A 24,641-nucleotide genomic window follows, 5' to 3' on the forward strand; every position below is an offset into this window, starting at 1 on the left:
TCTCAACCAATACGGTCAATTCCGTTGCCAGACCATGGCACAGACGTTTGGTCAAATCAAGGTCTATACCAATGTGGTCGTTGCTCCTACGCTGCCGAACCGGGACCGGCCCGCGCGAGGCCGTCCGGGAAACGAGGATGCCCGTGGGAGCACTCACGCTGACCGGGATCGAGAACGCGGCACGCGATCGACTCCCCTCGGAAATATGGGATTTCATCGAAGGCGGCGCCGACGCGGAACGCACCCTGACGGCGAACCGGGAGGTGTTCGGGCACCATGCACTGCGCCCGCGCACCCTGGTCGACGTCTCCGCCTGCGACCCCGCGCTGACCCTGCTCGGCGCACCGTTGCGACTCCCGCTCGGCATCGCCCCGATGGCCTACCACCGGCTCGTCGACCCGGAGGGCGAGACCGCCACCGCGCGCGCCGCCGGCCGGGCCGGCGCCCTGCTGGTCGCCGCCATGTTCGCCAGCCGCACCCTGGAGGAGATCGCCGCGGCCGCCACCGGCCCGCTCTGGCTCCAGCTCTACTGGCTGCGCCACCGTGCCGCCCTGGCCGACCTGGTCGAACGCGCCGAGGCGGCCGGCTTCCGGGCCCTGGTGCTGACCGTGGACGCGCCCAGGATCGGCCGCCGGCTGCGCGACCGGCGCAACGGCTTCGCCATCCCGCCCACCGTCCGCGCGGTCAACCTGGACGACCGCCTGATGTCCGCCAGCCACCGCGCGGCCGACGGCAGTTCGGGCATCGCCGAACACGCCCGCGAGCAGTTCGACCCCACCCTGACCTGGGCCGACCTGGCCTGGCTGCGCGCCCGCACCCGGCTGCCGCTGGTCCTCAAGGGCGTCCTCACCGCCGAGGACGCCCGGCTGGCCGTCGACCACGGCGTGGACGCCCTCCTGGTGTCCAACCACGGTGGTCGCCAACTGGACGGCGCGCTACCGGCGCTGTCCGCCCTGCCCGAGGTGGTCGACGCGGTGCCCGCCGACCTCCCGGTGCTGTTCGACGGCGGGGTCCGGACCGGCACGGACATCGCGATCGCCCTCGCCCTCGGCGCCCGGGCCGTGCTGATCGGCCGGCCCGCCCTCTGGGGTCTGGCCGCCGACGGCGAGGCCGGGGTGCACCGGGTGCTCCGGCTGCTGCACGAGGAACTCGACCACACCATGGCCCTGTTGGGCCGACCCCGGCTCGCCGACCTGGGCCGCGACGCCCTCGCCCGCTGGCCCCGATCGACCGACTGAACCCCTCCGCACCCGCGCCACGTTCTTTCCAGAGGAGCACCGATGACCGCACCGAACGACCGCTTCCCCGGCTGGGACTGGGACGACCCGGAAGGACTGGACACCCGCCTGGACGCGTTCAGCGCCCAGGTCGCCACCTGCGAGAAGCTCGAAGCCCGCCCCGGCGCCCTGCCCCACGACCACGCCCAGCTGCGCGAACTCGGCATCACCGGGATCGAGTTCGCCGCCTTCCGGACCGCACACCCGGAAGGGCTCGGCACCGACCTGGCAACCCTGCGCAGCCCCGCCACCGACACCGGGCCCGCCGGCGCCACCGAACCCGGCACCCTCTACCGGGTCGACGGCGACCGCTGGTTCACCCAGCTCGACATCGCCCGGCCGCTGCCCTTCGCCGACGCCAGCGTCGACTGGGTCTACGCCGAGCACCTGATCGAGCACGTCACCCTGCCGGTCGCGGTCGGCTGGCTGCGCGAGGCCCGCCGGATCCTGCGCCCCGGCGGCGTGCTGCGCCTGACCACCCCCGACCTCGCCCGCTACCTGGTCGGCTACGCCACCGGGGACGGCTTCCTCGCCAAGCACCGCCGCCGCCTCACCACCCTCGGCTTCGGTCCGCCGATGCCCGCCCGCCCGGCGTTCCTGGTCAACCAGATCTTCCGCCACTACGGCCACCAGTGGATCTACGACCTGGACGAGCTGCGCCACGTGCTCACCCTGGCCGGGTTCGGCCCCGAGCAGATCCGGCAGTGCGCCTACCGCCAGGGCCTCCGTTCGGACGTCGCCGACCTCGACACGGCCTTCCGCACTGACGAGACCGTCTACGTTGAGGCCGACCGGTAGGGCCTGTCCGCCCGACCGCCGCCGAAGCCCGCCGAACCGCCGCCGAACGGACCACCACCCATGCCCCTGCACCCCCAGGCCGAGGCCGTGCGCACCCATCGCGCGCGCAGCGGCGCCCCGCCGCTCTACACCCTCACCCTCGCCGAGGCCCGCGCCGCCGACCTCGCCGACATCCGGGCCGCGGCCGGCGCCCCCGAACCGGTCGCCGCCGTCGAGGAGCACCGCATCCCAGGTCCCGGTGGCGAACTCGCCCTGCGGCTCTACCGGCCCGACCCGCCCGGCCGCCCGTTGCCCGCCCTGCTCTACCTGTTCGGCGGCGGGTGGACCCTCGGCTCGGTCGACACCAGCGACGCGATCTGCCGCCGCCTTACCAACGCCGTCGGCTGCGTCACCGCCTCCGTCGGCTACCGGTTGGCCCCCGAACACCCCTTCCCCGCCGCCCTGCACGACTGCCGTGCCGCGCTCCACCGACTCGTGGACCGTTCAGCGGAGTTCGGCATCGACCCGGACCGGATCGCGGTCGGCGGGGACAGCGCCGGCGGCAACCTCGCCGCCGCCCTCACCCTGCTGCTGCGCGCCGAGGGCGGTCCGGCGCTGCGCCACCAGCTGCTGGTCTACCCCAACACCGACCACGCCGCCGACACCCCGTCGCTGCGCGAACACGATGACCCGTTGCTGTTCAACCGCCGCTCGGTGGCCTGGTACTGGGGCCACTACCTGGCCGACCCGGCCGACGGCGCCGCCCCGTACGCCTCCCCGCTGCGCGCCGCCGACCTCTCCGGCCTGCCGCCCGCGACGGTCCTCACCGCCGAGTACGACCCGCTGCGCGACGAGGGCGAGCAGTACGCCACGGCGCTGCGCGCGGCCGGCGTCCCGGTGGAGCTGCGCCGCTACCCGGGCGTGCCGCACGGCTTCTTCGCCATGACCGGCACCCTGGACGCCGCCTCCGAGGCCCAGGCCCACGCCGCCGCCCGACTGCGGGAGGCCCTGCGGTGACCCTGCGACTGGAAGACCTGCACGGCTCGCTCGCCGACCCGCTGCTGGACGCGATGACCTTCCTCAACGAGGTCACCACCCGCTACCCGGAGGCCGTCTCCTTCGCCCCCGGCCGCCCCTACGAGGGCTTCTTCGAACCCGAGGACGTCCCCGCCTACCTGGACGCCTTCCTCGACCACCTGGCCGACCGCGGCCTCGACCGGGACGCCGTGCGCACCGCGCTGTTCCAGTACGGCCCCACCAAGGGCATCATCGCCGACCTGGTCGCCCGCACCCTCGCCAACGACGAGGGCCTCACGGTGGCGCCCGAGGCCCTGGTGCTCACCGTCGGCGCCCAGGAGGGCATGCTGCTCGCCCTGCGCGCGCTGTGCGCCGGCCCCGAGGATGTGCTGCTGGTCAGCTCGCCCTGCTACGTCGGCGTCACCGGCGCCGCCCGGCTGCTCGACCTGACCACCCTGCCCGTCCCGGAGGGCCCCGACGGTGGCCCCGACCCGGAGGCCGTCCGCGCCGCCGCCCGTTCCGTCCGGGCCGGGGGCAGGCGTCCGCGCGCCCTGTACGTCGTCCCGGACTTCGCCAACCCCTCCGGCACCAGCATGCCGGTCGAGGCCCGCGGCCGACTGCTGGACGCGGCGGCCGAGGAGGGCCTGCTGGTCATCGAGGACAATCCGTACGGCTTCTTCGCCCGGACCCCGGGCCCGCGGCCCACCCTGAAGGCACTGGACCGCCGCCGCCAGGTCCTCTACCTCGGCTCCTTCGCCAAGACCTGCTTCCCCGGCGCCCGGGTCGGCTACGTCGTCGCGGACCAGGAGGTGGCCGGGCCGGGCGGGCGGCGCAGCCTGCTGGCGGACGAACTGGCCAAGCTGAAGAGCATGACGACGGTCAACACCCCGGCGCTCAGCCAGGCCGTCATCGGCGGCATGCTGCTCGCCCACGACTGCAGCCTGCGGTCCGCCAACGCCCGCGCCACGGCCCACTACGCGGCCGGCATGGACACCTTGCTCCGGGAGCTGGAGCGGCACTTCCCGGCCTCCGAGCAGCGCCGGCTGGGCGTCTCCTGGAACCGGCCGGAGGGCGGCTTCTTCGCGGTGCTGACGGTGCCGTTCCGGGCCGACGACGCGGCGATGGAGCGCTGCGCCCGCGAGTACGGGGTGCTGTGGACGCCGATGGCGCCGTTCTACCCGGCGGGCGGCGGGGAGCACCGGCTGCGGCTCTCCATCAGTTCACTGACCCAGGCTCAGATCATCGAAGGCGTCGGCAAGTTGGCGTCGTTCATGACGGCATGAAGAGCATCGTCAGGGGCCCGGCTCGCCGTCACGAGCCGGGCCCCTGCGGCTACGGACGGGCCCGCGCCGTCAGCGCACCCGCGTGGAGAACAGCCGCGCCGACCAGTACACCGCCACCGCGGTCATCAGCACGACCACCAGCAGCCCCTGCCAGACCGCGGCGTCTCCGGCGTGCCCGGAGAACAGCGCGCGCATGCCCTCCACCGCCCAGTAGAAGGGGTTCCACCTGGCGAGCTGCTGCAGCCACTGCGGTGCCAGGGTGAGCGGCAGCAGTACCCCGGAGAGCAGCGCGATCGGCTGGGCGATGGTGTTCACCACCGGCGACATCGCGGCGTCGGTGGGCACCATCAGCGCGATGCCGAAGGAGATCGCCGAGGTCATCAGGGCCAGCAGGCCCAACAGCAGGTAGGCGAGCAGCAGGTTCAGCGGGCTGACCCGCAGGCCGAACGGCAGCGCGATCAGGGTGATCAGGACGGCCTGCACCAGCAGCGCCACCATCTCCCGCAGCGCCCGGCCGAGCAGGAGCGCCAGCCGGCTGACCGGGGTGACCCGGGAGCGCTCGATGATCCCGGCCTTGAGCTCGCCCAGCAGGCTGAAGCCGGTGAACAGCCCGCCGAAGATGCAGAGCACCGCCAACAGGCCCGGCACGTACACCTGGTAGGCGTCGGCGTAGCTGCTGGCGCCCTGCGGGGCGAGCACCTTCTTCAGCAGCGGGGCGAACAGGAGCAGGTAGAACACCGGCTGGATGACGCCGACGGCGATCCAGATCGGGGTGCGGATCATGAGCAGCAGCTGGCGCTGGAGGACCAGCCAGGTGTCGCGGGCGAGCTTCACGGTTTCCCCAAGGGGTCGGGCCGGCAGGGCGGTCGGGCCGGGTCAGGACTGCTGCAGCGAGCGGCCGGTGCGGGCCAGGAACACGTCGTCCAGGCTGGGCCGTTGGAGCTGGACGGTGCCGGGTGTGACCCCCGCCGCCTCCAGGGTGCGCAGCAGCCGCGGGATGGCGGTCGCGCCGTCCTCCAGGTACAGCCGCAGCCCCTCCTCGCCGTTGGTCTCCAGCCGGTGCAGGTACGGCTGGGGGCGCAGCACCTCGGCCGCGCGCCCGGCGACGTCCTCGCCGGGGCCGAGTCCGAGCAGCACCACGTCGCCGGAGATCTCGCGCTTGAGCGCCGTGGGCGTGCCCTCGGCCACCACCTGGCCGTGGTCGACGATGGCGACCCGGTCGCAGAGCGCGTCGGCCTCGTCCAGGTAGTGGGTGGTGACGACCACGGTCATGCCCTCGGTCCGCAGCCGGCGGATCTCCTCCCAGAGGTGGGCCCGGCTGGCCGGGTCCAGCCCGACGGTGGGCTCGTCCAGGAACAGCACCTGCGGCTGGTGGATCACCCCGAGGGCGATGTCCACCCGGCGGCGCTGGCCGCCGGAGTAGGTGGCGCACGGGCGGTCGCCGAAATCGCCCAGGTCGAAGGCCTTGAGGGCGTCCGCGGCGGCCTGGACGGCCGGCGCCTTGGCCGAGCCGTACAGCCGGGCCTGGAGCACCAGTTCCTCGCGGGCGCTGACGTTGTCGGTGGTGCCGCCGCCCTGGGCGACGTAGCCGATCCGGCGGCGGACCCCGGCCGGGTCCTTGACCAGGTCGGCCCCGGCGACGGTGGCCCGGCCGCCGTCCGGGCGGATCAGGGTGGCCAGCATGCGCAGGGTGGTGGTCTTCCCGGCGCCGTTGGGGCCGAGGAAGCCGTAGATCTCGCCGGCGGCGACGGACAGGTCGATGCCGCGGACGGCGTCGACGGTGGGGTCCTCGCCGCTGCGGCGGGAGGTCTTCTTGCGGTAGGACTTGCGCAGTCCCGCGGTCTCGATCAACCGGAACTCCCGTACGGGGATGGGCTGCCACGGCACCCGGGGACCGGGCCGGCTCGGCGCCTGTGCAGGCGGTGTTGCTGCGACACCCTAGGGGCGGACCCCACCCGGAGACAATGGCCTAGACCAATGGACGTGTGGTCCGCTCTTCTGCTAAAGGGCTTGACCCAAAGGGGGTTCACGGCGCCAGCGCCGCCAGCCGGTCCGCCGCGACGGCCGCCCCGCCGCCCGCCAGCAATTCACGGCCGACCTGAACCGCCCTGGCCCGGTAGTCCGTTGCCCCGAGTACGGCGGTCAGCGCCGCCGCCAGTCGCTCGGGCGTCACCCGGGCGAACGGCACCCGCAGGCCCGCCCCGGCCGCCGCCACCTGCGCGGCGACGAACGGCTGGTCGTGCCGGATCGGCGCGGTCACCAGCGGCACTCCGTACGCCAGGGCCTCGCCCACGGTGTTCATCCCGCCGTGGCAGAGCACCGCGTCCAACTCGCCGCGCGCCAGCAGCTCCAGCACCGGCGCCCGGTCCACCGCCACGGAGTGCGGCGGCAGTTCGGGCAGCAGCTCGCGCGGCGCGGCGAACACCGGCTGCACCTGCGGGCCGCACAGCTCCAGCGCCCGGGCGGCCCGGGCGAGGAAGTCCGCGCCCAACGCGCCCGCCAGCGTGCCCATGGTGACCAGCACCCGTCGCCGCCCGGGCAGCAGCCGCTGCCAGGGGAAGTCCGGGTCGTGCGGGCGCGCCGAGAGCACCGGGCCGACCAGCGCGTGCTGTGGCGGCGGGGTGCTCCCGGTCAGCGCCGGTCCGGTGGTGGCCAGCACCAGGGCGGGGGAGAAGCGCGGGTCCAGGTACTCCTCGGCGGGCAGCCGGGCCCGCTCCCACAGTCCGCGCAGCAGCCCGGTCATCCACGCCTCGACCTGCGGCAATGCCCGGTAGGGGCGGCCCAGTTCCATCGCCCCGGGCGCGAAGCCGGCCCACGGCAGGCCGTGCCGGTGGGCCACCAGCGCGCCCGCCGGGGTGTGCTGGTCGACCAGCAGGACGTCCGGCCGGTACTCCCGCACGATGGTGTCCAGCGGCTTCGCGGTGAACCGCGCGTACGGGACGATGAATCCCTCCCAGAGCGAGCGCAGCGCCGCCAGGCCGTGCCCGCCCTGGGCGCGGAACGCCCGGGTGCCGGTGCCGAGCACCTGCGCGTCCGGGCCGAGCAGCGGCCGCAGTACCGACTCCGTGCCGGTCCAGGCGACGTGGTGGCCGCGCGCGGTCAGTTCGGCGGCGATGCCCGACGCCGGGTTGACGTGCCCGGTGAGCGGGGGCATCACCAGCAGGAACCGGCTCATCGTCCGTCCTCCTCGGGGAGCAGGGCCTGGAGGTCGGCCACGGTGAGCGCTTCGAGCGCGGCGAGGTCCAGCCGGGAGCGCAGGCCGGCCAGGTCGGCGGCCGGGCCGAAGCGCTCGGGCAGCCGGGCGGCCAGCTCGGCGAGTTCGCACTCGTCCAGCAGCAGGTCGCCGTCCAGTCGGGCGTCCGGGGTCAGCTGGTGCTCCCAGCCGGGCGGCGCGGTGGCCACCTCGGCCAGCAGGGCGGCCAACGCCGGAATCAACGGGGCGGCTGAGCTGGGCGGTTCACGATCTGGCAAGGGAGTTTCTCCCGTCCGGTCGACGGTGCAGGATGGTGGGGCGCGGTGGCCCCGGCGCCCCGGAGGGGACGGCCGGTCGAGCGCCCGGCCGAGGGGGCCGGGAACGTGACGGCTGGGGCGGGCGCGAAGGAGAAGGGCCCGAGATCACTTGTGCGACCAGGCGGGCGTCGGAATACTAGCCCGGGTGACCGCACTGGAGGCAGTGGCCGTTCACCTCCCCCCGACCGCCGTTCCCATCGAGGCGGTGGGCGAGCGCATCGGCCTGACCCCACGTCAACTCCGTCTCTTCCGCCGCTTCCACGGCCTGGACCAGCTGCGACTGGATCCGACCGGGAGGCTGCCCGACCTGCTCGACGCAACCCTCGACGCCCTGCCGGAGCTGCGCGGACGCGAGCGGCACGTCCGCTTCGTGATCCACGCCCGCAGCATGCCGGTGGCCGTGCCCTACCCGCTCAACCCCTTGCACCAGTTGCTCGCCGAGCGCGGACTGGCGCACGCGAACGCCTTCACCGTCACCCACCACGCCTGCGCGGTGGGCCTGTTGGCCATCGACCTGGCCGGCCGACTGCTGGCCGGCGACCCCGATCCGCAAGCGCTGGCGCTGGTGCTGGCGGGGGAGAAGACCTTCACCAAGGACGCCCAGGTGGTGCCGGAGACCGGCATCTTCGCCGAGGGTGCCGCCGCCTGCCTGGTCAGCGCGGACGGGCCGCGGCACCGGGTGCGCTCCTTCGCGGTGCGCCAGCGCCCGGAGTTCGACGGCCGGTTGGCCGGGGACGCCGAGCTGCTCGCCCGCTACCAGCGCGAGTACCCGAACGTCATGGTGGAGGCCATCGAGGCCGCACTCGGCGAAGCCGGTCTGGACCTCTCCCAGCTGGCCGCGGTGCTCCCGCACAACGTCAACCAGGCATCCTGGCGGATGATAGCGCGCCGTCTCGGCTATCCGCTGGAGAAGGTGGTGCTGGACAACGTGCTGTCGGTCGGGCACAGTTTCGCTGCAGACAGCCTCATCAATCTCCACACCGCCACCACGCGGGGGATGATCCGCCGCGGCGACCACTACCTGATCGCCGCCGCCGGCGTCGGGGCCACCTTCTCCGCGATGGTGATGCAGTACTGACGAGCCGTCAGCCCGCGACTCGAACCCCCGAGCGCGCTTCCCCCGTAGTGAACACCAGAGCACACCTCCACGTACGACGGGACGGGACACCCATGTCAGAACCCGTGGTCCAGACCACTGACCCCGAACTCCGCGAGCGCATCCTGCACGGCATCGGCGAGCTGCTGCCGCGCGTGCTCAAGCGCGAACTGCCCGAGATCCCGGCAGACGCCTGCCTGTTCGACGACCTCGGCCTCACCTCGGCCGGCACCATCGAACTCATCCTGGAACTCGAGGAGGCGCTCGACATCCAGGTCGACGTCGAGCAGATCACCGAGGACGACCTGCGGTCGGTCACCAAGCTGGCCGAGTACGTCGCCGGGCACCTCATCGCCGAGGACTGACCGGGTGGTCGCCGGTACCCCCGCTCCTCCCGGTCTGCGGATCACCCGGGCCCTGGCCCGGTGCTTCGACGGCCGCTCGGAGACCTCGCTCGACCCCGACCTGAGGGTCTTCGTCGCCGACCTGGTCCGCCCGTACGGCCTGCCGCTGCGCGAGGACCTGCTGCGCGAGGGCGTCGGCCACTCCTACGAGGAGCTGGCCGCCGGCCTGCTGGGCGCGGCAGTGGCCGAGGACGAGCCGGTGGACCTGCTGATCCTCGCCTTCGACACCCCGGACGTGCGCCCCGGCGCACCGTCCTCGCTCGCGCTCAGCCGCTCCGTCCCGGGCGAACCGCTGGCCTTCGCGGTCTGCGACCAGGGCGGCGCCGCGGCCTTCACCGCACTGCGGCTGGCGGCCGACTACCACCGCACCGGAGCCTGCCGCCGGGCCGTGGTGGTGCTGGCCGAGCAGACCGCGCTGCACTACGAGCCGGCCGAACCGGTGGCGCTGCCGCAGCGGCACGCCGCGGTGGTGCTGGTCTGCGAGGAGGCGCCGGGCGCCGGGTTCGTGGTGCGGCAACTGCCCGGCACCGACCGGCCGGAACCCGTGGTCCGGGCCCGGGCGGCGGAACTGGGCCCCGAGGCGGCCGTACTGGACGCGACCGGGGCCGGGTGCGGCCCGCCCGCCCAGCCCTTCACCGGCCTCTGGGCACAGCTCGCCGAGCGGCTGCCCGAGTGGCGGGAGCAGCAGCGGCCACTGCTGCTGGCCGGGCTGGACCGCCGGCTCGGTGTGCTCAGCGTGTTGGTGCAGCCGTGACCGGGCTCGAACTCCGGCTGATCCCCACGGACCAGCCGCCGGACGTGGTCGCCCGGCTGTGGCGGACCCTGGGCGCCGAGGAACAGGCCCGCGCGGTAAGGGCGGACGCGCTGCGCCGCGGCCGCTTCACGGTGGTGCGCGGCGCCGTCCGACAGCTGGTCGCCGAACGGCTGGGCGTCCGCCCGGCCGAGGTGGCCTGGCGGCGGGGGCCGCACGGCAAGCCGGAGCCGGTGGGCGCGGGCGGGTTGCGGGTGAACTGGTCGACCGCGGACTCCCTGGCCGTGCTGGCCCTCACCGAGGGCCGGGCGGTCGGCGTCGACGTGGAGCGGCTGGGGGAGGCCCGGTCGGCCGAGCGGATGGCCGCCCGCTGGTTCCCCTTCGAGGAGGCGCGCTTCGTCGCGGAGCCCGCCGAACCCGCCGAGCGGGCGGCGCGGTTCGCCGCGCTGTGGTGCCGCCGGGAGGCGTGTGTGAAGGCGTACGGCGGGCGACTGGCGCAGGCGTTCGGGGTGTCGGTGGCGGGCCGGTCCCCGCTGCTGCTGGCTGATCCGGGCCCGCTCGGGGCCGGCCCGGTGGGGCTGTGCGACGTGCCCGTCCCGGAGTCGTACCGGGCCGCCGTGGCCACCGTCGGTGGCTGTCCGGAATACATCAACTCAACTGTGTGGCAAGCAAATTGACTACTAATCAGTTCGCCTGGACGATCACCGGCGAGCGCTGGTAGCGTCCGGCCGTATCCCCCGCTGAGACTTTTCCGGCGAGCCGAGAGGCACGTACGACGTGACTGCGCACCACGATGCACCGCACCACGAGGCACCGCACGACGAGGCGCCGCACGACGAGGCGCCGCACGACGAGGCGCCGCACGACGAGGTACCGCACGACGAGGCGCCGCTCGACCCGACACGGTTGGCCGCGACGCTGCCGGATCTGCCCCGGGGTGGCCGGCGCGTCACCGTCCGCTTCGCCGCGACCAGCGGCGGCTCGGGCCCGCTCACCCGTGGCCAGGACAACATGGTCCGGTGCATCCGGCGCGACACCCCCGAGCAGATCAACAAGGAGTCGGTCTGGCCCGTCCCGCCCGGCACTTCGACGGCCGCCGGGCTGACCGCCCTGCGGCTGCTGGTCGAACGGCACGAGTCGTTGCGGACGTCATTCCCGCCCGGCTCCGGCCCGGACGCCTTCCCGGAGAGCCAGGTGGTGCACGGGGACGGCCGGTTCACCGTCACCCTGGTCGAGACCGAGGGCCTGGCTGACCATGAACTCGATACCCTGGCGGCGCAGTTGGGGCAGGAGGACGTCGCCGTCCCGCTGGCGCTGACCGCCGTTCCGAGGATCCGCTTCACCCTGGTGACCGAGGGGCCGCGAGTGCTCCGGCTGATCGCCGTGGTGTGCCACGCCGGCGCCGACGGCGCCGCCACCGCGCTGCTGATCCAGGACTGGTACGCCCTGGCCGCCGGGAAGGAACTCCCGCCGGTCACCGCCCCGACCCCGATCCAGGTCGCCGCCGCCGAGCAGAGCCCGCAGGGCCGCCGCCGGGCCGGCGGCGCGCTGCGGCACTGGGCGAAGGTGCTGGGCTCCGGCCCCCAGGTGGTCTTCGCCGACTCCCGGATCACCGGCCCGCCGGGCGAGCACGGGGCCCTGCTGGTCCGCGCCCGCGGCGCGGCCGCGGACCTCGCCGCGGTCTGCCGCCGCACCGGCGCCAGTCCCTCCGTCGTCCTGCTCGCGGCCTTCTCCGCGCTGGTCGCCCACCGGGCCGACCGCACCGAGCTGGCCATCGCGGCGCTCTCCGCCAACCGGCAGCGCGCCGCCCTGCTCGACCACGTCGGCACCCTCGCCCAGGACGCCCTGATCCTGCTGGACGCCGGTGCCGAGGACCTCGACCGGCTGATCGGGCGCGCCAAGTCCGCCTCGCTGAGTGCCTACTGGCACAGCGTCCTGGACGCCGAGCAGATCTGGCAGCTGGTGGAGGACGCCGCCCACGTGCGCGGCTCCCGCTTCGCGCGCCAGGTGGTGGTCAACGACCTGAGCCTCACCATTCCCACCGCCGTCGCCGACGCCCAGCCGGTGCCGAGCAGGGACCCGGAGCTCACCGCGCTGCCCGCCCCGCCGCTGCCGGTCCGGCTGATGTTCACCATCCTGCGGATCAGCGGCAGCCTGGACTTCGCCCTGACCGCCTGCCCCCAGGTGCTCGACCCCGAGGAGACCGAGGCTTTCGCCCAGGCCCTGCTCGCCCTCCTCGCGGCGGCCGCCGAGGGGCCCGTCCCGCTCGCCTCGCTCCCCGGGGCGCCCGGCCCGCCGGCGCCCGGCCGGGACGGCGGCCAGGATGGCGGCCGGGAGGGCGACTGGCAGCTCGTCGACGGTTCCCGGATCGACCTGACGGCCGTCCGCGCCCTGCTGGACGCCGCCCTGGACCGGGCCGAGGCGCGGCGGGTCACCGTCGAGGAAGGCCGGTTGACAGTCGACCTGATCACCACCGACCCCCGGCTGACCCCCGCCGAGGTGCACCGCGCGGTGGTCGCCGCTCTGCCCGGCCGGGACACCGCGATCGCGCCGCAGCACTACCGGATCCGCTACCGGGGCCCGGACGGCGAGCGGCTCGACGCCGGCAGCGGCCGCGATCCGGAGGTCGTCGCCCGGTTGGCCGCACTCACCTGAACGTGGGACGGAGGGGTCGCCGGGCCGCTCTCACCCCAACGGGTCCGCCCCGCCCTCCGGGCCGGCCTCGCCGGACCCCCACGGCGGCTCCCAGGAACAGGCCGCGGTGGCCCCGGAGGTGAGCCCCCACGGGTTCGGCACCTCCTGCGCCTCCTCCTCGTCCCCGTCCTGCAACGGCAGCCGGTCGATCACCGCGACCAGTGCGGGCGGGAGTTGGGGCGCCAGCCCCCGGTGGACCCGGGACAGGATGTCGCGCCGCACGTCCTCCGGGAGCAGCGGCCGACTCATTCGCAACGTCCTTGGCCCGGGCGGCCGTTCGGTCGCGGACAGCTGTTCGGACCAGGCGCGCCAGTAGTCGGCGTCGTCCGTCTCGCCGAGCTTCAGGTGGTGCAGATGGAGGCAGTAGGCGGCCGTTCCGCTGCCGGAGCCGGCCGCGAAGCGCCACCAGAACTCGGCGCCCTCCTCCTTGCCGGTGGCGTACAGCAGGGCGCCGAACACCTCCGCACCCTCCGGCTGGATCCGGCGCGCGTTGACCAGCAGGTCCAGCCCCCGGGAGGCGCACGGCGCGCCCAGCACCAGGGCGACCACCAGGCCGAGTTCGAAGGCGGCCTGCTCGTGCTCGGAGGGCAGGTGGGCCGGGGCGGCGGTCAGCCGGGCCTGGCGCACGGCCGCGATCCGCTCGGCGTGGGCGCGCTGGGGCCGGGGCACGCGGAACACCGTGCGCCCGCCGTTCGCCGCGCCCGCCCCGCCCGGCCCGTTCGCCGCGCCCGCCCCGCCCGTCGGCCCGGCCCGCCGGTCCGCGGTCACGCTTCGCCGCCCTGGTCCGGCAGTTCGCCCACCCCGAGCCGGCGCGCCAACCGCTCCCGGGCGTGCCGGAGGTTGGAGTGCACCGTCGCCACCGGCCGGCCCAGGTACGCCGCGATCACCTTGGCGTGCAGGCCCAGCAGGTAGCGCAGGATCACCACGTCCCGCTGCCGGTCCGGCAGTTCGAGGATCGCCGCGTACAGCCGCACCTCGTCCGCCTCGCTGTGCAGCAGTCCGTCGGCGACCTGCTTGAACGCCCCGATCACGGCCGCGAAGGTGACGGCCTCCACCTCGACCGGCTCCTCGGCCGACACCCAGTCTCCGACGTGCCGGTTCGCCAACCGCCAGGCGTACGCTGCCGGTTCCTCGAACCGCAGCACCTGCGGCCAGCAGCGGGCCAGATCGGCCTTGACCGCCTCGACCACCAGCATCGCGTCGGCCTGGCTGCCTATCCTGGTCAACGCGAGGGCGTGCCAGGCGGGTTCATGGGTCTCGCAGAACGCGGCATAGGTGAGGTCCAGGCGCAGGCCCGCCTCCATCACCGCCACCGCCGCCCGCTCCGCCGCGGCGGCCTGCTCCACCGCCGTCCCTCCGCGGTACCCGCGCGCCGGGGCACCCCTGTCGATCGTCATCGAGCCTGCTTTCCGCGGCCGCCGGCTGCTCACCGGGCCACTCGAGGGTCGGGCTGTCCGCGCCCATCCTCATTCCACCAGGCCGGTCACTCCATGCTGCAAAGCGAATACAGATTGTCATCCCATCCGATCCGGGGGCGGGATCGGGCCACCGGGGCGGTGATTGGCCCCCCGGTACGGTGGGCAGCAATCGGACCGTGACCGCGATGCCGAGGGGAGCGCGATGAACCTCTACGACGGGGTCGACCTGCGGCTGAACGTGCCGCACTCGGCCCGGATGTACGACTACTACCTCGGCGGCTTCACCAACTTCGCCGCCGACCGCGAGGCCGCCGGCCACGTCCTCGCCGTCGCCCCGTGGCTGCGCGAGGCCGCCCGCGCCAACCGCTCCTTCGTGCACCGCTCCACCCGCACCCTCGCTCGGGCCGGCATCGACCAGTTCCTGGACATCGGCACCGGCATCCCCACCTCGCCCAACCTCCACGAGGTCGCCCAGAGCGTCCGGCCCGGCGCCCGGGTCGTCTACGCCGACAACGACCCCATCGTCCTGACCCACGCCCAAGCCCTGCTCACCGGCACGCCCGAGGGCCGCACCGCCTACGTCGAGGCCGACGTCACCGACCTGGACGGGCTGCTCGCCGCACCGGGCCTGCGCGAGACCATCGACCTGAGCCGCCCGGTCGCGCTCTCCCTCAACGCGCTGCTCCACTTCGTCCCCGACGCCCGCGGCGCCCACGAACTGGTCGAAAACCTCAAGTCCGTGCTCGCGCCCGGCAGCGCCCTGGTGATGACCCACGTCACGCCCGACTTCGCCCCCGAGGAGATCCGCCGGATCGTCGGCATCTACCAGGCCGCCGGCACCGCCGCCCAGGCCCGCACCCGCGCCGAGTTCACCCGCTTCTTCGACGGCTGGACCCTCCTGTCGCCCGGCGTCGTCCCCACCCCGCACTGGCGGCCCCGCCCCGACGATCCGGCCGTCTCGGCCTCCGACGCCTCCGCCTACGCGGGTGTGGCACTCCGGCCCTGAGCACGGGCTGACCGCCCCGCCGGCGAACCGTCCGAGCGGCCACCGCCTGCCCCGCCTGCCCCGGTCTTTCCCGGTCTTTCCCGCCGTCCCGGGATCGGCCCGGGACGATCGGGGACGGAGAGGGACGGAGAGGGACGGACTCCAACGGTGTCAGGGTGTGAGCGGGCGGCGCCGACGGGGCGCACGTCACACCCTTCACCCACTCGGGGACCACCATGAAGCTCTCCCTGCGGAACGCCGTGTCCGCGGCCTCCACCCTGGCGCTCGTCGCCTCGGGCCTGTTGTTCGCCTCGGGTTCGGCCTCGGCCGCCACCTCCTGCTACGCCGACAGCTGCACGGGCCTCGATCCGGCCAACACCATCTGCCAGAACGACGCGCGGACCGTCGACTACACGGCTCCCGACGGTGACGCGGAACTGCGCTACAGCCCGACCTGCCGTGCCGCCTGGGCGCGCGCGACCGGTGGCAACTACGGCGGCACCCAGATCACGATCCGGGTGGAGAACAACAAGGGCGCCTCTTTCAGTGCCGTGTACAACGGCAACGGCACGATCTACACCCGGATGGTCAACGACAAGGACATCCAGTCCCGGGCCTACTTCCAGTACGACAACAACTGGGGGTACTCGGGGTGGTACTGACCGGCCCGCGGGCCGTCACGGCAACCCCGCAAGCGCCGGCCTGACGGCCGCGGCGGCCCACCCGTGCGCCCGCGCCGCCGCGGCCCCAGACTGAGTGGTGAACCGCTGCCGCCCCGCGAGGGAGACGCATGCTGCTGGGACTCACCACCGCGCTGGTCGCCACCGCCTGCTTCGGCTTCGGGGCGGTGTTCCAGGCGCGCGGGGCGCGGTCGGCGCCGCGCGCGGACCGGGTGCGGGCGGGGCTGCTGGCCGCGCTGCTGCGGTCCTGGCAGTTCATCCTCGGGACGGTCCTGGACATCCTGGGCTTCGTGCTGAGCATCGTGGCCCTGCGCAGCCTGCCGCTGTTCCTCGTCCAGGCCGTCACCAACGCCAGCTTGGCCGTCACCGCCCTGGCCGCCGTCTGGCTGCTGGGCGCGCGGCTGCGCCCGGGCGACCTCGCGGGCATCCTCGCGGTGGTCGTCGGCCTCGGTCTGCTGGCGCTGGGCTCCGGCGAGGAGGGTCGGGAGTACGCCCCGGCGGCCTTCCACTGGGCGCTGCTGGCGACCACCGTCGTGATGCTGCTGGCCACCCTGGTGCTGGTGCGCCGGGAGGGCACCGTCGCTGCCGCCGGCCTGGGCCTGCTCGCCGGCGTCGGCTTCGGTGTCACCAGCCTCGCGGTGCGCATCCTGGACGCGTCCGGCCTCACCGCCGTGCTCACCGACCCGGCCGCCTACGCCCTGGCGCTCGGCGGCCTGGGCGGCTACCTGGCGTACGCCCTCGCCCTGCAACGCGGCACGGTGACGGCCGCGACCGCCGCCGGAACGGTCGCCGAGACCTTCGGTCCGGCCCTGGTGGGGGTGGTGTCGCTGGGGGACTCCGCGCGCCAGGGTTTCGCCTGGTGCGCCCTGACCGGCTTCGCGATCGCGGTCGGCGGAACGTTCCTGCTGTCCCGCTTCGGTGAACTGGAGGGCGAGTCCGCCGAACTCCCGGCCCCGCATCCGGATGGAGGCGGCGTCCGCCGTCCCGCCCCGGTAGCCCGGACGGCTCTGCCGTGCGAAGGTGACGTGCCGGACAAAACGGACGGCAGGACGTCCAGGGAGCGGCAGGTGCGCGATGGCTGAGCGAGCCACCACGGAGCAAGCCACCACGGAGCAAGCCACCACGGAGCAAGCCCAGGCCCGGCCCGGCCGGTCGGACCCGACCGCCCGCCCCGTCGCGCTGATCACCGGCGCCTCCTCGGGCATCGGCCTGGCTACCGCCACCCGGCTGGCCGACGCCGGCTGGCAGACCCTGCTCTCCGGCACCGACCGCGCCCGCCTCGACGCCCTCGCCGAGCGCACCGGTGGACACGCCCTGCCGGAGGACCTGAGCAAACCGGACGGCCCGGCCCGCCTCGCGGAGGCCGCGCTGGCCACCGCCGGCCGGGTGGACGCCCTGGTCGCCAGCGCCGGCCTCGGCTGGCGCGGCCCGTTCGCCGACACCCCCTCCGACACCCTCGACCGGATGATCGAGGTCAACCTCGCCGCCCCGCTGCGCCTGGTCCGCCTGCTGCTGCCGGGCATGTTGGAGCGCCGCCGCGGCCGGATCGTGCTGCTGGGTTCGATGGCCGGCCAGGTCGGCGTGCGCGAGGAGTCCGGCTACTCGGCCACTAAGGGCGGGCTGGCGATGTTCGCCGAGAGCCTCTGGTACGAGCTGCGCGGCACCGGTGTCGGCGTCCGCCTCGTCCTGCCCGGCGCGGTGGACACCCCGTTCTTCGACCGACGCGGCACCCCGTACCAGCGCGAACGCCCCCGCCCGGTCTCGGCGGAGCGGGTCGCGGCCACCGTGGTCGCGACCATCACCACCGAACGGGACCGCCTCTTCGTCCCGCACTGGCTCGGCTTCCCGGCCCGGATCCACGGGGTCGCTCCCGGCGTGTTCCGCCGGATGGCCGCCCGCTTCGGGTGAGTCCCGGAGCCAGGTCGCTGTTCGCGGCGGCCGCCGTCGAGTTGCTGCACCTCGCTCCGGCGGCGGTCCGCCTGCCGCCGGTGCGCCGCACCCTGGCCCGCCGCACCGCCGGCTACGGCACCGCCCCGGGCCACCTCGCCCTCACCTTCGACGACGGCCCCGACCCGCGCAGCACCCCGTACGTCCTCGACGCCCTGGACGAACTCGGCGCCCGCGCCACCTTCTTCCTGCTCGGTTCGATGCTGGAACGCGCCCCCGCGCTCGGCCGTGAACTGGTGCTGCGCGGCCACGAGGTGGCCGTGCACGGCTGGTACCACCGGCCGCAGTGGTACCCCGCCCCGGCCCGCGACCTGCGCGAACTGCGCCGCGCCACCGAGGCGGTGACCGACCTGTGCGGCGCCCGCCCGCTCTGGTACCGCCCGCCGTACGGCGTGCTGACGGCCGGTCCGGCACTGGCCGCCCGCAGCCTGGGCCTGCGCAGCGTGCTCTGGACCGTCTGGGGCCGGGACTGGACGGCCGCGGCCACCGGCGACTCCGTCTACGCGACCGCCCGCCCCGGCCTCACCACCGGTGCCACCCTCCTGCTGCACGACTCCGACTGCACCTCCGCGCCCGACTCCTGGCGCGCCACCCTGGCCGCCCTCCCGCTGATCGCCGCCCACTGCCGCCGCCGCACCCTCGCCCTCGGCCCGCTCCGCGACCACGCCGTCCCGCACCTTGCCCGCGCCGCACGGTAGTCGGGGCGAACGACGGGCCGCGCCCACCACCGCGTCCGCGCCGACCGAACGCGCGGCGGTCGGCCCCGGGGCCTCACCCCAGCCCGACCCGCTCCAGCGCCGCCCCGAACCCCTTCTGCCAGGCCTCCGGGGTGGCGCCCGGCGAGGGGTCGGGCTCCGGCCGGCCCAGCGCCGCCAGGGCGTTGCGGACCACCTCGGCCGGCCGGGCGGTGGCGACGTCGGCGTGGCCGAGCTCCAGTTCGTGCTGGAGGTTGTCCCGCCCGTGGCCCTGGACGACGTCGAGCAGCAGCAGCCGGCGCCCGAGCGCCCGGGCCTCGCTGCAGGTGTCGCCGGAGCTGGTGACGACCAGGTCGGCGGCGGCCATCAGGGCCGGGATCCGGTCCGTGTAGCCGAAGGCGTGCAGTCCCGGCTGGCTGCGGGCGGCCGCCCGCAGCCGCTGTTCGAGCTCCTGGTTGCGCCCGGCCACGGCGAGCACGTGCGGTCCGGCGGCGGCCAGCGAGGCGGCGGTGCGGGCGATCGGCCCGAGCCCCCAGGAGCCGGACATCAGCAGCACGCACCGGCCGTGCGCCGGCACGCCGAACTCGGCGCGGGCCGCGGCCCGGCCCGGCGGCCGGTAGAACGGCTGCCGCAGCGGCGCGGGGACGACGCACACCGGGGCGTCGGGCCGGTAGCGGCGCACGGCGCAGGCGGCGACCTCCGAGGTGACCAGGAACAGGTCGGTGCCCTCCTGCACCCAGAGCCGGTGCGGGGTGACGTCCGTGCAGAACACGAAGTGCCGGAAGTCCCGGCGCGGCAGCCGGTTGACCGCCGAGCTGGCGGTGGCGAACACCGAGACCACCAGTTCGGGGCGTTGCGCCTCGATCAGTTCGCCCAGCGCCGGGACGAGCCGGCTGCGCGCGGCCGCGTCGGCGAGCAGCGCGAGCCGGGTGCCCGGGCGCAGCGCGGCGAAGTGGAAGGCGTCGTAGACCCCGGGCAGGTCGAGCAGCCGCCGGAAGACGGCCTCCCCGGCGGCGCCCGACCGCTGGCCGAGCAGGGCCATGGCGTCCACGGTGCCGGTGGTCCAGCCGCGGTCGCGCAGGGTGTCCGCGCAGGCCTGGGCCATCACGTCGTGGCCCTGGCCGAGCGAGCCGGAGACCAGCAGGGCGTGCGGCATCGGGCGGCCCGGTCAGCCGGCGGCGGGTGCGGCGGCGGTGGCCCGGTACCAGTCGGCGTAGCGGTGCACGCCGTCGGCGAAGTTGGTCCTCGGCGACCAGCCGAGCAGCCGCTTGGCCTGGGCGGAGGAGATCCGCCGCCCGGTGTAGTCGGCCTTGCGGCCGTCGATGTGCTCGATGGTGACCGGGCCGAGCAGCCGGTCGACGGTGTCGGCGATGTCGCGCACCGAGACGGCGGTGGACCCCTCCAGGGCGAAGGTCTGGTCCTCGGCGCTGGGGGAGAGGGCACGGACGTGGGCGTCGGCGAGGTCCTCGACGTAGACGAAGTTGCGGCTCTGCCGACCGTCGCCGGCGATGGTGATCGGCCGTCCGGCCAGGGCTGCCTGGACGAACCGGGCGACGACCAGTTCGTCGCGCATCCGCGGACCGTACGGGATGCCGTAGCGCAGGATGGTGAAGTGCTGTCCGTACAGCTCGCGGTAGCTGTGCACGAGCATCTCGGCGGCGAGCTTGGTGGCCACGTACAGGTGCCCGCTGTGCTCCAGCTCGATCGGTACGTGTTCGTCCAACTCCTGTTCCCCGCCGTCGAGTTGATCGTCGGTGAGGGCGGCGCCGTAGACCCACACGGTGCTCGCCAGGACGGTGCGGCTGAGCCCGCTGCGCCGGGCGGCCTCCAGTACCGCCTCGGTGCCGTCGATGTTGGTCCGCACCGCCCGGACGGGGTCCGCGGAGACCTGTTCGACGTCGGCCATCGCGGCGAGGTGGTAGACCACTTCGCGGCCGGCCAGAGCGGAGGTCAGTGCGGGCAGGTCGAGGACGTCGATCCGGGCGTGCTCGGCGTCGGGGTTGAGGTACTTGTCGGTGGTGTCCACGGCGAGGACTTCGTGCCCGGCCGCGATCAGGTGGTCCACGACGTGTGAGCCGATGAACCCGCAGCCACCGGTGACGGCTATCCGCACGGTCTTGCTCCTTTCGCGCCGGCTCCCCGGCTCTCTCCCGCTACCCGGCCATCCGCCGGTGCACGGTCGAGACGGCCTCGATCACCAGCTCCGTCTCGTCCTCGGTCATGTCGGAGTGCACCGGTAGGCAGACCTGCCGGGCGCAGACGTCCTCGGCCACCGGCAGCGGCCCGCCCCGGTAGGGGGCGAGCACCGGCTGAAGGTGCAGCGGCAGGTCGTACACCTCGCCGGACAGCCGCACCCCGTACTCCTCGGCCACCGCCCGCTTGAAGGCCGCGCGGTCGACGCCGGGCGCCAGCAGTGCCACGTACTTGTAGTAGTTGCCGCGGCTGCCGGGCGGTTCGAGCACCGGCCGAAGCCCGTCCACGCCGGCCAGGGCGTCGTCGTAGCGGCGGGCGACGGCCCGGCGGGTCTCGATGAACTCCTTGAGCCGGCGCAGGTGCACCGCGCCGACGGCGGCGTGCAGTTCGCTCATCCGCCAGGAGTAGCCGAGCCGGACGTGGTGGTTGGTACCGAAGGAGCCCTTGCCCTGGTCGCGGAAGATGTGCGCCTCGTCGCGCAGCTCCGGCGACTCGGTGAGGATCATGCCGCCCTCGCCGCTGGTGGTCACCTTGGTCGGGTAGAAGGAGAAGGCCCCGGCCAGACCGAACGTCCCGGCGGCGCGGCCGCCCAGGCTGCTGCCGTGGGCGTGCGCCGCGTCCTCGACGAGCGGGACGCCGTGCCGGTCGCAGAGCGCTCGCAGCGCGTCCACCTCCGGGGTGACCAGTCCGCCGATGTGGACGAGTACGACGGCTGCGGTATCCGGGGTGAGGGCCGCCGCGAGGGTCTCGGGGGAGAGCGCGAGGGTGGCCGGGTCGACGTCGGCGATCACCGGGCGGCCGCCAGCGTGGACCACCGCGCCGGCCGTGGCGTAGAAGGTGAGGGCGGGGACGACCACGTCGCGGCCGCGGACGTCGACGGTGCGCAGGATGACCTCCAGCGCCGCCGTGCCGCTGCTCACCGCGACGGCGTGGGAGGCGCCGTGCTCGGCCGCGAAGGCCTGCTCGAAGCGCTCGGTCCACGGGCCGAGGGTCAAGGCGCCGGTGGTGAGCATCTCGCTCACGGCGTCGGCGACGGCCGCGCGGTCGTTCTCGTCGAACACGATGCGGGCGGCTGGCACACCCATGGGGCACCTCCGGCGGCGGGCTGGCATCAGCACCGATCGGGACGGGTCGGCCCGGACCGGATGGAAACGGTCAGGCCAGTGGCCCATCACGCTACTTCGACCGGACGGCCGCGGCCCGCCGTCACCGCCCGCACGGGTGACCCGCGAGTGCTCCCGCCGCAGGCCACCGGCCGCCCCCGGCTGCTCCCGCGGGAGGCCGCGCGCTCCGCCGTACGGGGGAGGGTCGTACTGCGTCCGCAGTACGCAAACGGCCTGCGGAGAGATGACGACGGAGGAGGGGGCGGTGATCAAGGATTGGCCATGCTGCGAGCGGACCGCCTCCGGGCATCCGTGACCGCACCCGTCCCCGCCCGCATCTGCTTCCGAATCCGAAGGAGTCCGCTCTCCCGTGGCCACGTTCCTCTACCGCCTGGGCCGATGGGCCTTCGTCCGGCGCCGGCTGGTGACCCTGCTGTGGGTCGCCGTGCTGGCGCTCGCCGGAGTCCTGGCGGCCAAGGCGCCCGCCGCACCCGACGACGGATTCTCGATGCCCGGCACGGAGGCGCAGAAGGCCTTCGACCTGATGAACGAGCGCTTCCCCGGCGGCCACGCCGACGGCGCCTCGGCCCGTCTGGTGTTCGTCGCGCCCTCCGGCCAGAAGATCACCGCCGGGCCGAGCCAGCAGGCCGTCGAGAAGACGGTCGCCGAGCTCGCCCACGGTGAGCAGGTCACCGGCGCGGTGGACCCGTTCAAGATGCCGGGCGCCGTCTCCAAGGACGGCTCGACGGCCTACGCGACGGTCAACTACTCCGCGAAGGCGGGCGAGGTCTCCAAGGGCGCCACGGACGCGCTCCAGCAGGCCGCCCAGCACGGCCGGGACGCCGGGCTCAAGGTCGAGATCGGCGGCAACGCGCTGATGGCCAAGCCCGACGCGGGCGGCAGCAGCGAGGCGATCGGCATGGCGCTGTCCGCGGTCGTCCTGGTGATCACCTTCGGCTCACTGGTCGCCGCCGGCCTGCCGCTGCTCACCGCCGTGATCGGCGTCGGCCTCGGCATGTCGCTGATCACCGCGTTCGGCAGCACGCTCGGACTCTCCTCGACCACCGGCACGCTCGCCATGATGCTCGGCCTCGCGGTCGGCATCGACTACGCCCTGTTCATCGTCTCCCGCTACCGGGCCGAGCTCGCCGAGGGCCGTACCCCGCAGGAGGCAGCCGGCCGGGCCATCGGCACCGCCGGGTCCGCGGTGGTCTTCGCCGGCCTCACCGTGGTGATCGCCCTCGCCGGGCTCTCCGTGGTCGGCATCCCGATCCTCGCCAAGATGGGCATGGCCGCCGCCGGGACGGTCGTCATCGCCGTGCTGGTCGCGCTCACCCTGGTGCCCGCGCTGCTCGGCTTCATCGGCCGCCGGGCCCTGCCCCGCAAGGTCCGCAAGGCCCAGGGCACGCCGCAGCCGGCGGGTGCGAAGGAGAACGGCGGCGCCCGCTGGGCCCGGTTCATCGTGCGCCGCCCGCTCGGGGTGCTGCTGCTCGGCGTGGTCGGCCTCGGCGTGCTCGCCGCCCCCGCGCTCGACCTGCGGCTCGGCCTGCCCGGCGACGAGGCCAAGCCCACCTCCACCACCCAGCGCCGGGCCTACGACCTGCTGTCCGAGGGCTTCGGCCCCGGCTTCAACGGCCCGCTGACCGTCCTGGTGGACGTCAAGGGCACCGCGGACCCGAAGGCCGCCGCCGGTGAGGTCGCCAAGGCCGTCTCCGGCGTGCCCGGAGTGGTCACCGTGACGCCGCCGATGTTCAACAAGGCGGGTGACACCGCCCTGGTCAACGCCATCCCGGCGACGGGTCCGGCCGAGGCCGCGACCAAGGACCTGGTCCACACCATCCGCGGCCAGGCGGCCGGGCTCAAGGCCTCCACCGGGGCGACGGTCCTGGTCAGCGGTACGACGGCGATGAACATCGACGTCTCGCAGAAGCTCAGCGACGCGCTGGTGCCCTACCTCGCGGTGGTCGTCGGCCTCGCCGTCCTGCTGTTGCTGGTGGTCTTCCGCTCCGTCCTCGTCCCGGTCAAGGCGGCGCTCGGCTTCCTGCTCTCGGTGGCCGCCGCGCTGGGCGCGGTCGTCGCGGTGTTCCAGTGGGGCTGGCTGGCCGACCTGATCGGCGTGGAGCAGACCGGCCCGGTGATGAGCATGATGCCGATCTTCATGATCGGCGTGGTCTTCGGCCTCGCCATGGACTACGAGGTGTTCCTGGTCACCCGGATCCGTGAGGCCTACGTCCACGGCGAGGAGCCGGGCGAGGCCATCGTCACCGGCTTCCGGCACAACGCCCGGGTGGTCACCGCGGCCGCCTTCATCATGATCGCCGTCTTCGCGGGCTTCATCGGGATGAGCGAGCCGATGATCAAGATGATGGGTCTGGGCCTCGCCGCCGCCGTCGCCTTCGACGCCTTCGTGGTCCGGATGACGATCGTCCCGGCCGTCCTCGCCCTGCTCGGCCGCCGCGCCTGGTGGCTGCCGGGCCGGCTCGACCGCCTGATACCCGACGTCGACGTCGAGGGCAGCAAGCTGCACACCGCCGCCCCCGAACCGGCCCCGGTCAAGGAGTCGGTCACCGTCTAGGTACGGCACCACCTGGTACCGCCCGACGGCTAGTCGGCCCCGGTACCGACCGGCCCGGTCCGAGCACCCCTCGGGCCGGGCTGGAACCACCCGGACCGGGCCTCCCAGCCGGGCGGTCCGGTCCGGCCCGGCGCCGGTCGGCTCGGACACCGGTTCGAGCCCCAACCGTTACCGTTGCTGTCGGGGCCGCCGCCCGCGCGGAGGCCCCACCCGGCGCTCCGCACCCCACCGGGGGC

24 protein-coding genes are annotated in these 24,641 nt (G+C 74.5%); 15 read left to right on the forward strand and 9 right to left on the reverse strand.

Annotated elements, in window-relative coordinates:
• Positions 1-137: 137 nt before the first annotated feature.
• Genes ACZ7BZ_RS21540 through ACZ7BZ_RS21555 form a run of 4 tightly spaced genes read left to right on the forward strand, consistent with a single transcriptional unit; the run spans position 138 to position 4,354 of the window.
• Positions 138-1,238 carry an alpha-hydroxy acid oxidase gene (locus ACZ7BZ_RS21540; RefSeq protein ID WP_470359669.1) on the forward strand — a complete coding sequence of 367 codons (1,101 nt, stop codon included), beginning with the start codon at positions 138-140 and terminating at the stop codon, positions 1,236-1,238.
• Between the two features lie 42 nt (positions 1,239-1,280).
• Positions 1,281-2,075 carry a methyltransferase domain-containing protein gene (locus tag ACZ7BZ_RS21545; protein WP_470359670.1) on the forward strand — a complete coding sequence of 265 codons (795 nt, stop codon included), beginning with the start codon at positions 1,281-1,283 and terminating at the stop codon, positions 2,073-2,075.
• A gap of 60 nt (positions 2,076-2,135) precedes the next feature.
• Positions 2,136-3,071 (forward strand): alpha/beta hydrolase, encoded by a 936-nt coding sequence (locus tag ACZ7BZ_RS21550; protein WP_470359671.1) that lies wholly within the window; start codon positions 2,136-2,138, stop codon positions 3,069-3,071.
• The gene (locus tag ACZ7BZ_RS21555; protein WP_470359672.1) at positions 3,068-4,354 is read left to right on the forward strand and encodes an aminotransferase-like domain-containing protein; all 1,287 of its coding nucleotides are present in this window, start codon (positions 3,068-3,070) and stop codon (positions 4,352-4,354) included. The genes ACZ7BZ_RS21550 and ACZ7BZ_RS21555 overlap by 4 nt, the downstream gene beginning before the upstream one ends.
• A 69-nt stretch (positions 4,355-4,423) precedes the next feature.
• On the opposite strand, the gene ACZ7BZ_RS21560 is transcribed toward ACZ7BZ_RS21555, so the two are convergent.
• From ACZ7BZ_RS21560 to ACZ7BZ_RS21575, 4 genes are all read right to left on the reverse strand, one after another.
• On the reverse strand, positions 4,424-5,188 hold the full coding sequence (locus ACZ7BZ_RS21560) for an ABC transporter permease (RefSeq protein ID WP_470359673.1): 765 nt from the start codon (positions 5,186-5,188) through the stop codon (positions 4,424-4,426).
• Positions 5,189-5,230: 42 nt separating this feature from the next.
• A complete protein-coding gene (locus ACZ7BZ_RS21565; RefSeq protein WP_470359674.1) occupies positions 5,231-6,205 on the reverse strand; it encodes an ATP-binding cassette domain-containing protein in 975 nt (324 codons plus the stop codon).
• 175 nt (positions 6,206-6,380) lie between these two features.
• Positions 6,381-7,529: a glycosyltransferase gene (locus ACZ7BZ_RS21570; RefSeq protein ID WP_470359675.1), complete on the reverse strand. Its 1,149-nt coding sequence runs from the start codon at positions 7,527-7,529 to the stop codon at positions 6,381-6,383.
• A complete protein-coding gene (locus ACZ7BZ_RS21575; RefSeq protein WP_470359676.1) occupies positions 7,526-7,825 on the reverse strand; it encodes a hypothetical protein in 300 nt (99 codons plus the stop codon). Before ACZ7BZ_RS21575 ends, ACZ7BZ_RS21570 begins: the two co-directional genes overlap by 4 nt.
• Before the next feature lie 184 nt (positions 7,826-8,009).
• On the opposite strand from ACZ7BZ_RS21575, the gene ACZ7BZ_RS21580 reads away from it, so the two are divergent.
• From ACZ7BZ_RS21580 to ACZ7BZ_RS21600, 5 genes are all read left to right on the forward strand, one after another.
• Positions 8,010-8,942, forward strand: coding sequence for a 3-oxoacyl-[acyl-carrier-protein] synthase III C-terminal domain-containing protein (locus tag ACZ7BZ_RS21580; RefSeq protein ID WP_470359677.1), 933 nt, complete (start codon positions 8,010-8,012; stop codon positions 8,940-8,942).
• Positions 8,943-9,034: 92 nt separating this feature from the next.
• Complete coding sequence (locus ACZ7BZ_RS21585) at positions 9,035-9,325, forward strand: phosphopantetheine-binding protein (RefSeq protein WP_470359678.1); 291 nt, start codon at positions 9,035-9,037, stop codon at positions 9,323-9,325.
• Between the two features lie 4 nt (positions 9,326-9,329).
• The gene (locus ACZ7BZ_RS21590; protein WP_470359679.1) at positions 9,330-10,118 is read left to right on the forward strand and encodes a hypothetical protein; all 789 of its coding nucleotides are present in this window, start codon (positions 9,330-9,332) and stop codon (positions 10,116-10,118) included.
• Positions 10,115-10,792, forward strand: coding sequence for a 4'-phosphopantetheinyl transferase family protein (locus tag ACZ7BZ_RS21595; RefSeq protein ID WP_470359680.1), 678 nt, complete (start codon positions 10,115-10,117; stop codon positions 10,790-10,792). The genes ACZ7BZ_RS21590 and ACZ7BZ_RS21595 overlap by 4 nt, the downstream gene beginning before the upstream one ends.
• Before the next feature lie 100 nt (positions 10,793-10,892).
• A complete protein-coding gene (locus ACZ7BZ_RS21600) occupies positions 10,893-12,770 on the forward strand; it encodes a condensation domain-containing protein (protein WP_470359681.1) in 1,878 nt (625 codons plus the stop codon).
• Between the two features lie 30 nt (positions 12,771-12,800).
• Here ACZ7BZ_RS21600 and ACZ7BZ_RS21605 read toward each other — a convergent pair whose 3' ends face one another.
• A complete protein-coding gene (locus tag ACZ7BZ_RS21605; protein ID WP_470359682.1) occupies positions 12,801-13,478 on the reverse strand; it encodes a hypothetical protein in 678 nt (225 codons plus the stop codon).
• A 95-nt stretch (positions 13,479-13,573) separates the two neighbouring features.
• Complete coding sequence (locus ACZ7BZ_RS21610) at positions 13,574-14,206, reverse strand: RNA polymerase sigma factor (protein WP_470359683.1); 633 nt, start codon at positions 14,204-14,206, stop codon at positions 13,574-13,576.
• A gap of 223 nt (positions 14,207-14,429) precedes the next feature.
• Here ACZ7BZ_RS21610 and ACZ7BZ_RS21615 point away from each other — a divergent pair, with 223 nt between their 5' ends.
• The 5 genes from ACZ7BZ_RS21615 to ACZ7BZ_RS21635 all read left to right on the forward strand — a co-directional run bounded on the left by ACZ7BZ_RS21615 (position 14,430) and on the right by ACZ7BZ_RS21635 (position 18,537).
• Positions 14,430-15,233, forward strand: a complete 804-nt coding sequence (locus ACZ7BZ_RS21615) for an SAM-dependent methyltransferase (RefSeq protein WP_470359684.1) — start codon at positions 14,430-14,432, stop codon at positions 15,231-15,233.
• A gap of 215 nt (positions 15,234-15,448) precedes the next feature.
• Positions 15,449-15,874: a DUF2690 domain-containing protein gene (locus ACZ7BZ_RS21620; protein WP_470359685.1), complete on the forward strand. Its 426-nt coding sequence runs from the start codon at positions 15,449-15,451 to the stop codon at positions 15,872-15,874.
• A gap of 128 nt (positions 15,875-16,002) precedes the next feature.
• Positions 16,003-16,974, forward strand: coding sequence for a hypothetical protein (locus ACZ7BZ_RS21625; RefSeq protein WP_470359686.1), 972 nt, complete (start codon positions 16,003-16,005; stop codon positions 16,972-16,974).
• Positions 16,967-17,800 (forward strand): SDR family NAD(P)-dependent oxidoreductase, encoded by an 834-nt coding sequence (locus ACZ7BZ_RS21630; RefSeq protein WP_470359687.1) that lies wholly within the window; start codon positions 16,967-16,969, stop codon positions 17,798-17,800. Before ACZ7BZ_RS21625 ends, ACZ7BZ_RS21630 begins: the two co-directional genes overlap by 8 nt.
• Positions 17,797-18,537, forward strand: a complete 741-nt coding sequence (locus ACZ7BZ_RS21635; RefSeq protein WP_470359688.1) for a polysaccharide deacetylase family protein — start codon at positions 17,797-17,799, stop codon at positions 18,535-18,537. Before ACZ7BZ_RS21630 ends, ACZ7BZ_RS21635 begins: the two co-directional genes overlap by 4 nt.
• Before the next feature lie 73 nt (positions 18,538-18,610).
• On the opposite strand, the gene ACZ7BZ_RS21640 is transcribed toward ACZ7BZ_RS21635, so the two are convergent.
• From ACZ7BZ_RS21640 to ACZ7BZ_RS21650, 3 genes are read right to left on the reverse strand one after another with little or no spacing between them, the layout of a single operon-like run.
• Positions 18,611-19,690 carry an MGDG synthase family glycosyltransferase gene (locus ACZ7BZ_RS21640; protein WP_470359689.1) on the reverse strand — a complete coding sequence of 360 codons (1,080 nt, stop codon included), beginning with the start codon at positions 19,688-19,690 and terminating at the stop codon, positions 18,611-18,613.
• A gap of 12 nt (positions 19,691-19,702) precedes the next feature.
• The gene (locus tag ACZ7BZ_RS21645; protein ID WP_470359690.1) at positions 19,703-20,647 is read right to left on the reverse strand and encodes an NAD-dependent epimerase/dehydratase family protein; all 945 of its coding nucleotides are present in this window, start codon (positions 20,645-20,647) and stop codon (positions 19,703-19,705) included.
• Between the two features lie 40 nt (positions 20,648-20,687).
• Entirely contained in the window at positions 20,688-21,812 is a 1,125-nt protein-coding gene (locus ACZ7BZ_RS21650; protein ID WP_470359691.1) for a DegT/DnrJ/EryC1/StrS family aminotransferase, read from the reverse strand.
• Between the two features lie 388 nt (positions 21,813-22,200).
• Here ACZ7BZ_RS21650 and ACZ7BZ_RS21655 point away from each other — a divergent pair, with 388 nt between their 5' ends.
• Positions 22,201-24,405 carry an MMPL family transporter gene (locus ACZ7BZ_RS21655; RefSeq protein ID WP_470359692.1) on the forward strand — a complete coding sequence of 735 codons (2,205 nt, stop codon included), beginning with the start codon at positions 22,201-22,203 and terminating at the stop codon, positions 24,403-24,405.
• The last annotated feature ends 236 nt before the right edge of the window (positions 24,406-24,641 follow it).

The organism is Kitasatospora sp. NPDC036934 (assembly GCF_055608425.1).

What these genes read in the sequence shown, in the direction of transcription:
- ACZ7BZ_RS21625 (WP_470359686.1), top strand. Translation starts at nt 16,003, where the DNA reads ATGCTGCTGGGACTCACCACCGCGCTGGTCGCCACCGCCTGCTTCGGC.
- ACZ7BZ_RS21545 (WP_470359670.1), top strand. Translation starts at nt 1,281, where the DNA reads ATGACCGCACCGAACGACCGCTTCCCCGGCTGGGACTGGGACGACCCG.
- ACZ7BZ_RS21640 (WP_470359689.1), bottom strand. Translation starts at nt 19,690, where the DNA reads ATGCCGCACGCCCTGCTGGTCTCCGGCTCGCTCGGCCAGGGCCACGAC.
- ACZ7BZ_RS21585 (WP_470359678.1), top strand. Translation starts at nt 9,035, where the DNA reads ATGTCAGAACCCGTGGTCCAGACCACTGACCCCGAACTCCGCGAGCGC.
- ACZ7BZ_RS21620 (WP_470359685.1), top strand. Translation starts at nt 15,449, where the DNA reads ATGAAGCTCTCCCTGCGGAACGCCGTGTCCGCGGCCTCCACCCTGGCG.
- ACZ7BZ_RS21650 (WP_470359691.1), bottom strand. Translation starts at nt 21,812, where the DNA reads ATGGGTGTGCCAGCCGCCCGCATCGTGTTCGACGAGAACGACCGCGCG.
- ACZ7BZ_RS21570 (WP_470359675.1), bottom strand. Translation starts at nt 7,529, where the DNA reads ATGAGCCGGTTCCTGCTGGTGATGCCCCCGCTCACCGGGCACGTCAAC.
- ACZ7BZ_RS21615 (WP_470359684.1), top strand. Translation starts at nt 14,430, where the DNA reads ATGAACCTCTACGACGGGGTCGACCTGCGGCTGAACGTGCCGCACTCG.
- ACZ7BZ_RS21550 (WP_470359671.1), top strand. Translation starts at nt 2,136, where the DNA reads ATGCCCCTGCACCCCCAGGCCGAGGCCGTGCGCACCCATCGCGCGCGC.
- ACZ7BZ_RS21630 (WP_470359687.1), top strand. Translation starts at nt 16,967, where the DNA reads ATGGCTGAGCGAGCCACCACGGAGCAAGCCACCACGGAGCAAGCCACC.
- ACZ7BZ_RS21610 (WP_470359683.1), bottom strand. Translation starts at nt 14,206, where the DNA reads ATGACGATCGACAGGGGTGCCCCGGCGCGCGGGTACCGCGGAGGGACG.
- ACZ7BZ_RS21540 (WP_470359669.1), top strand. Translation starts at nt 138, where the DNA reads ATGCCCGTGGGAGCACTCACGCTGACCGGGATCGAGAACGCGGCACGC.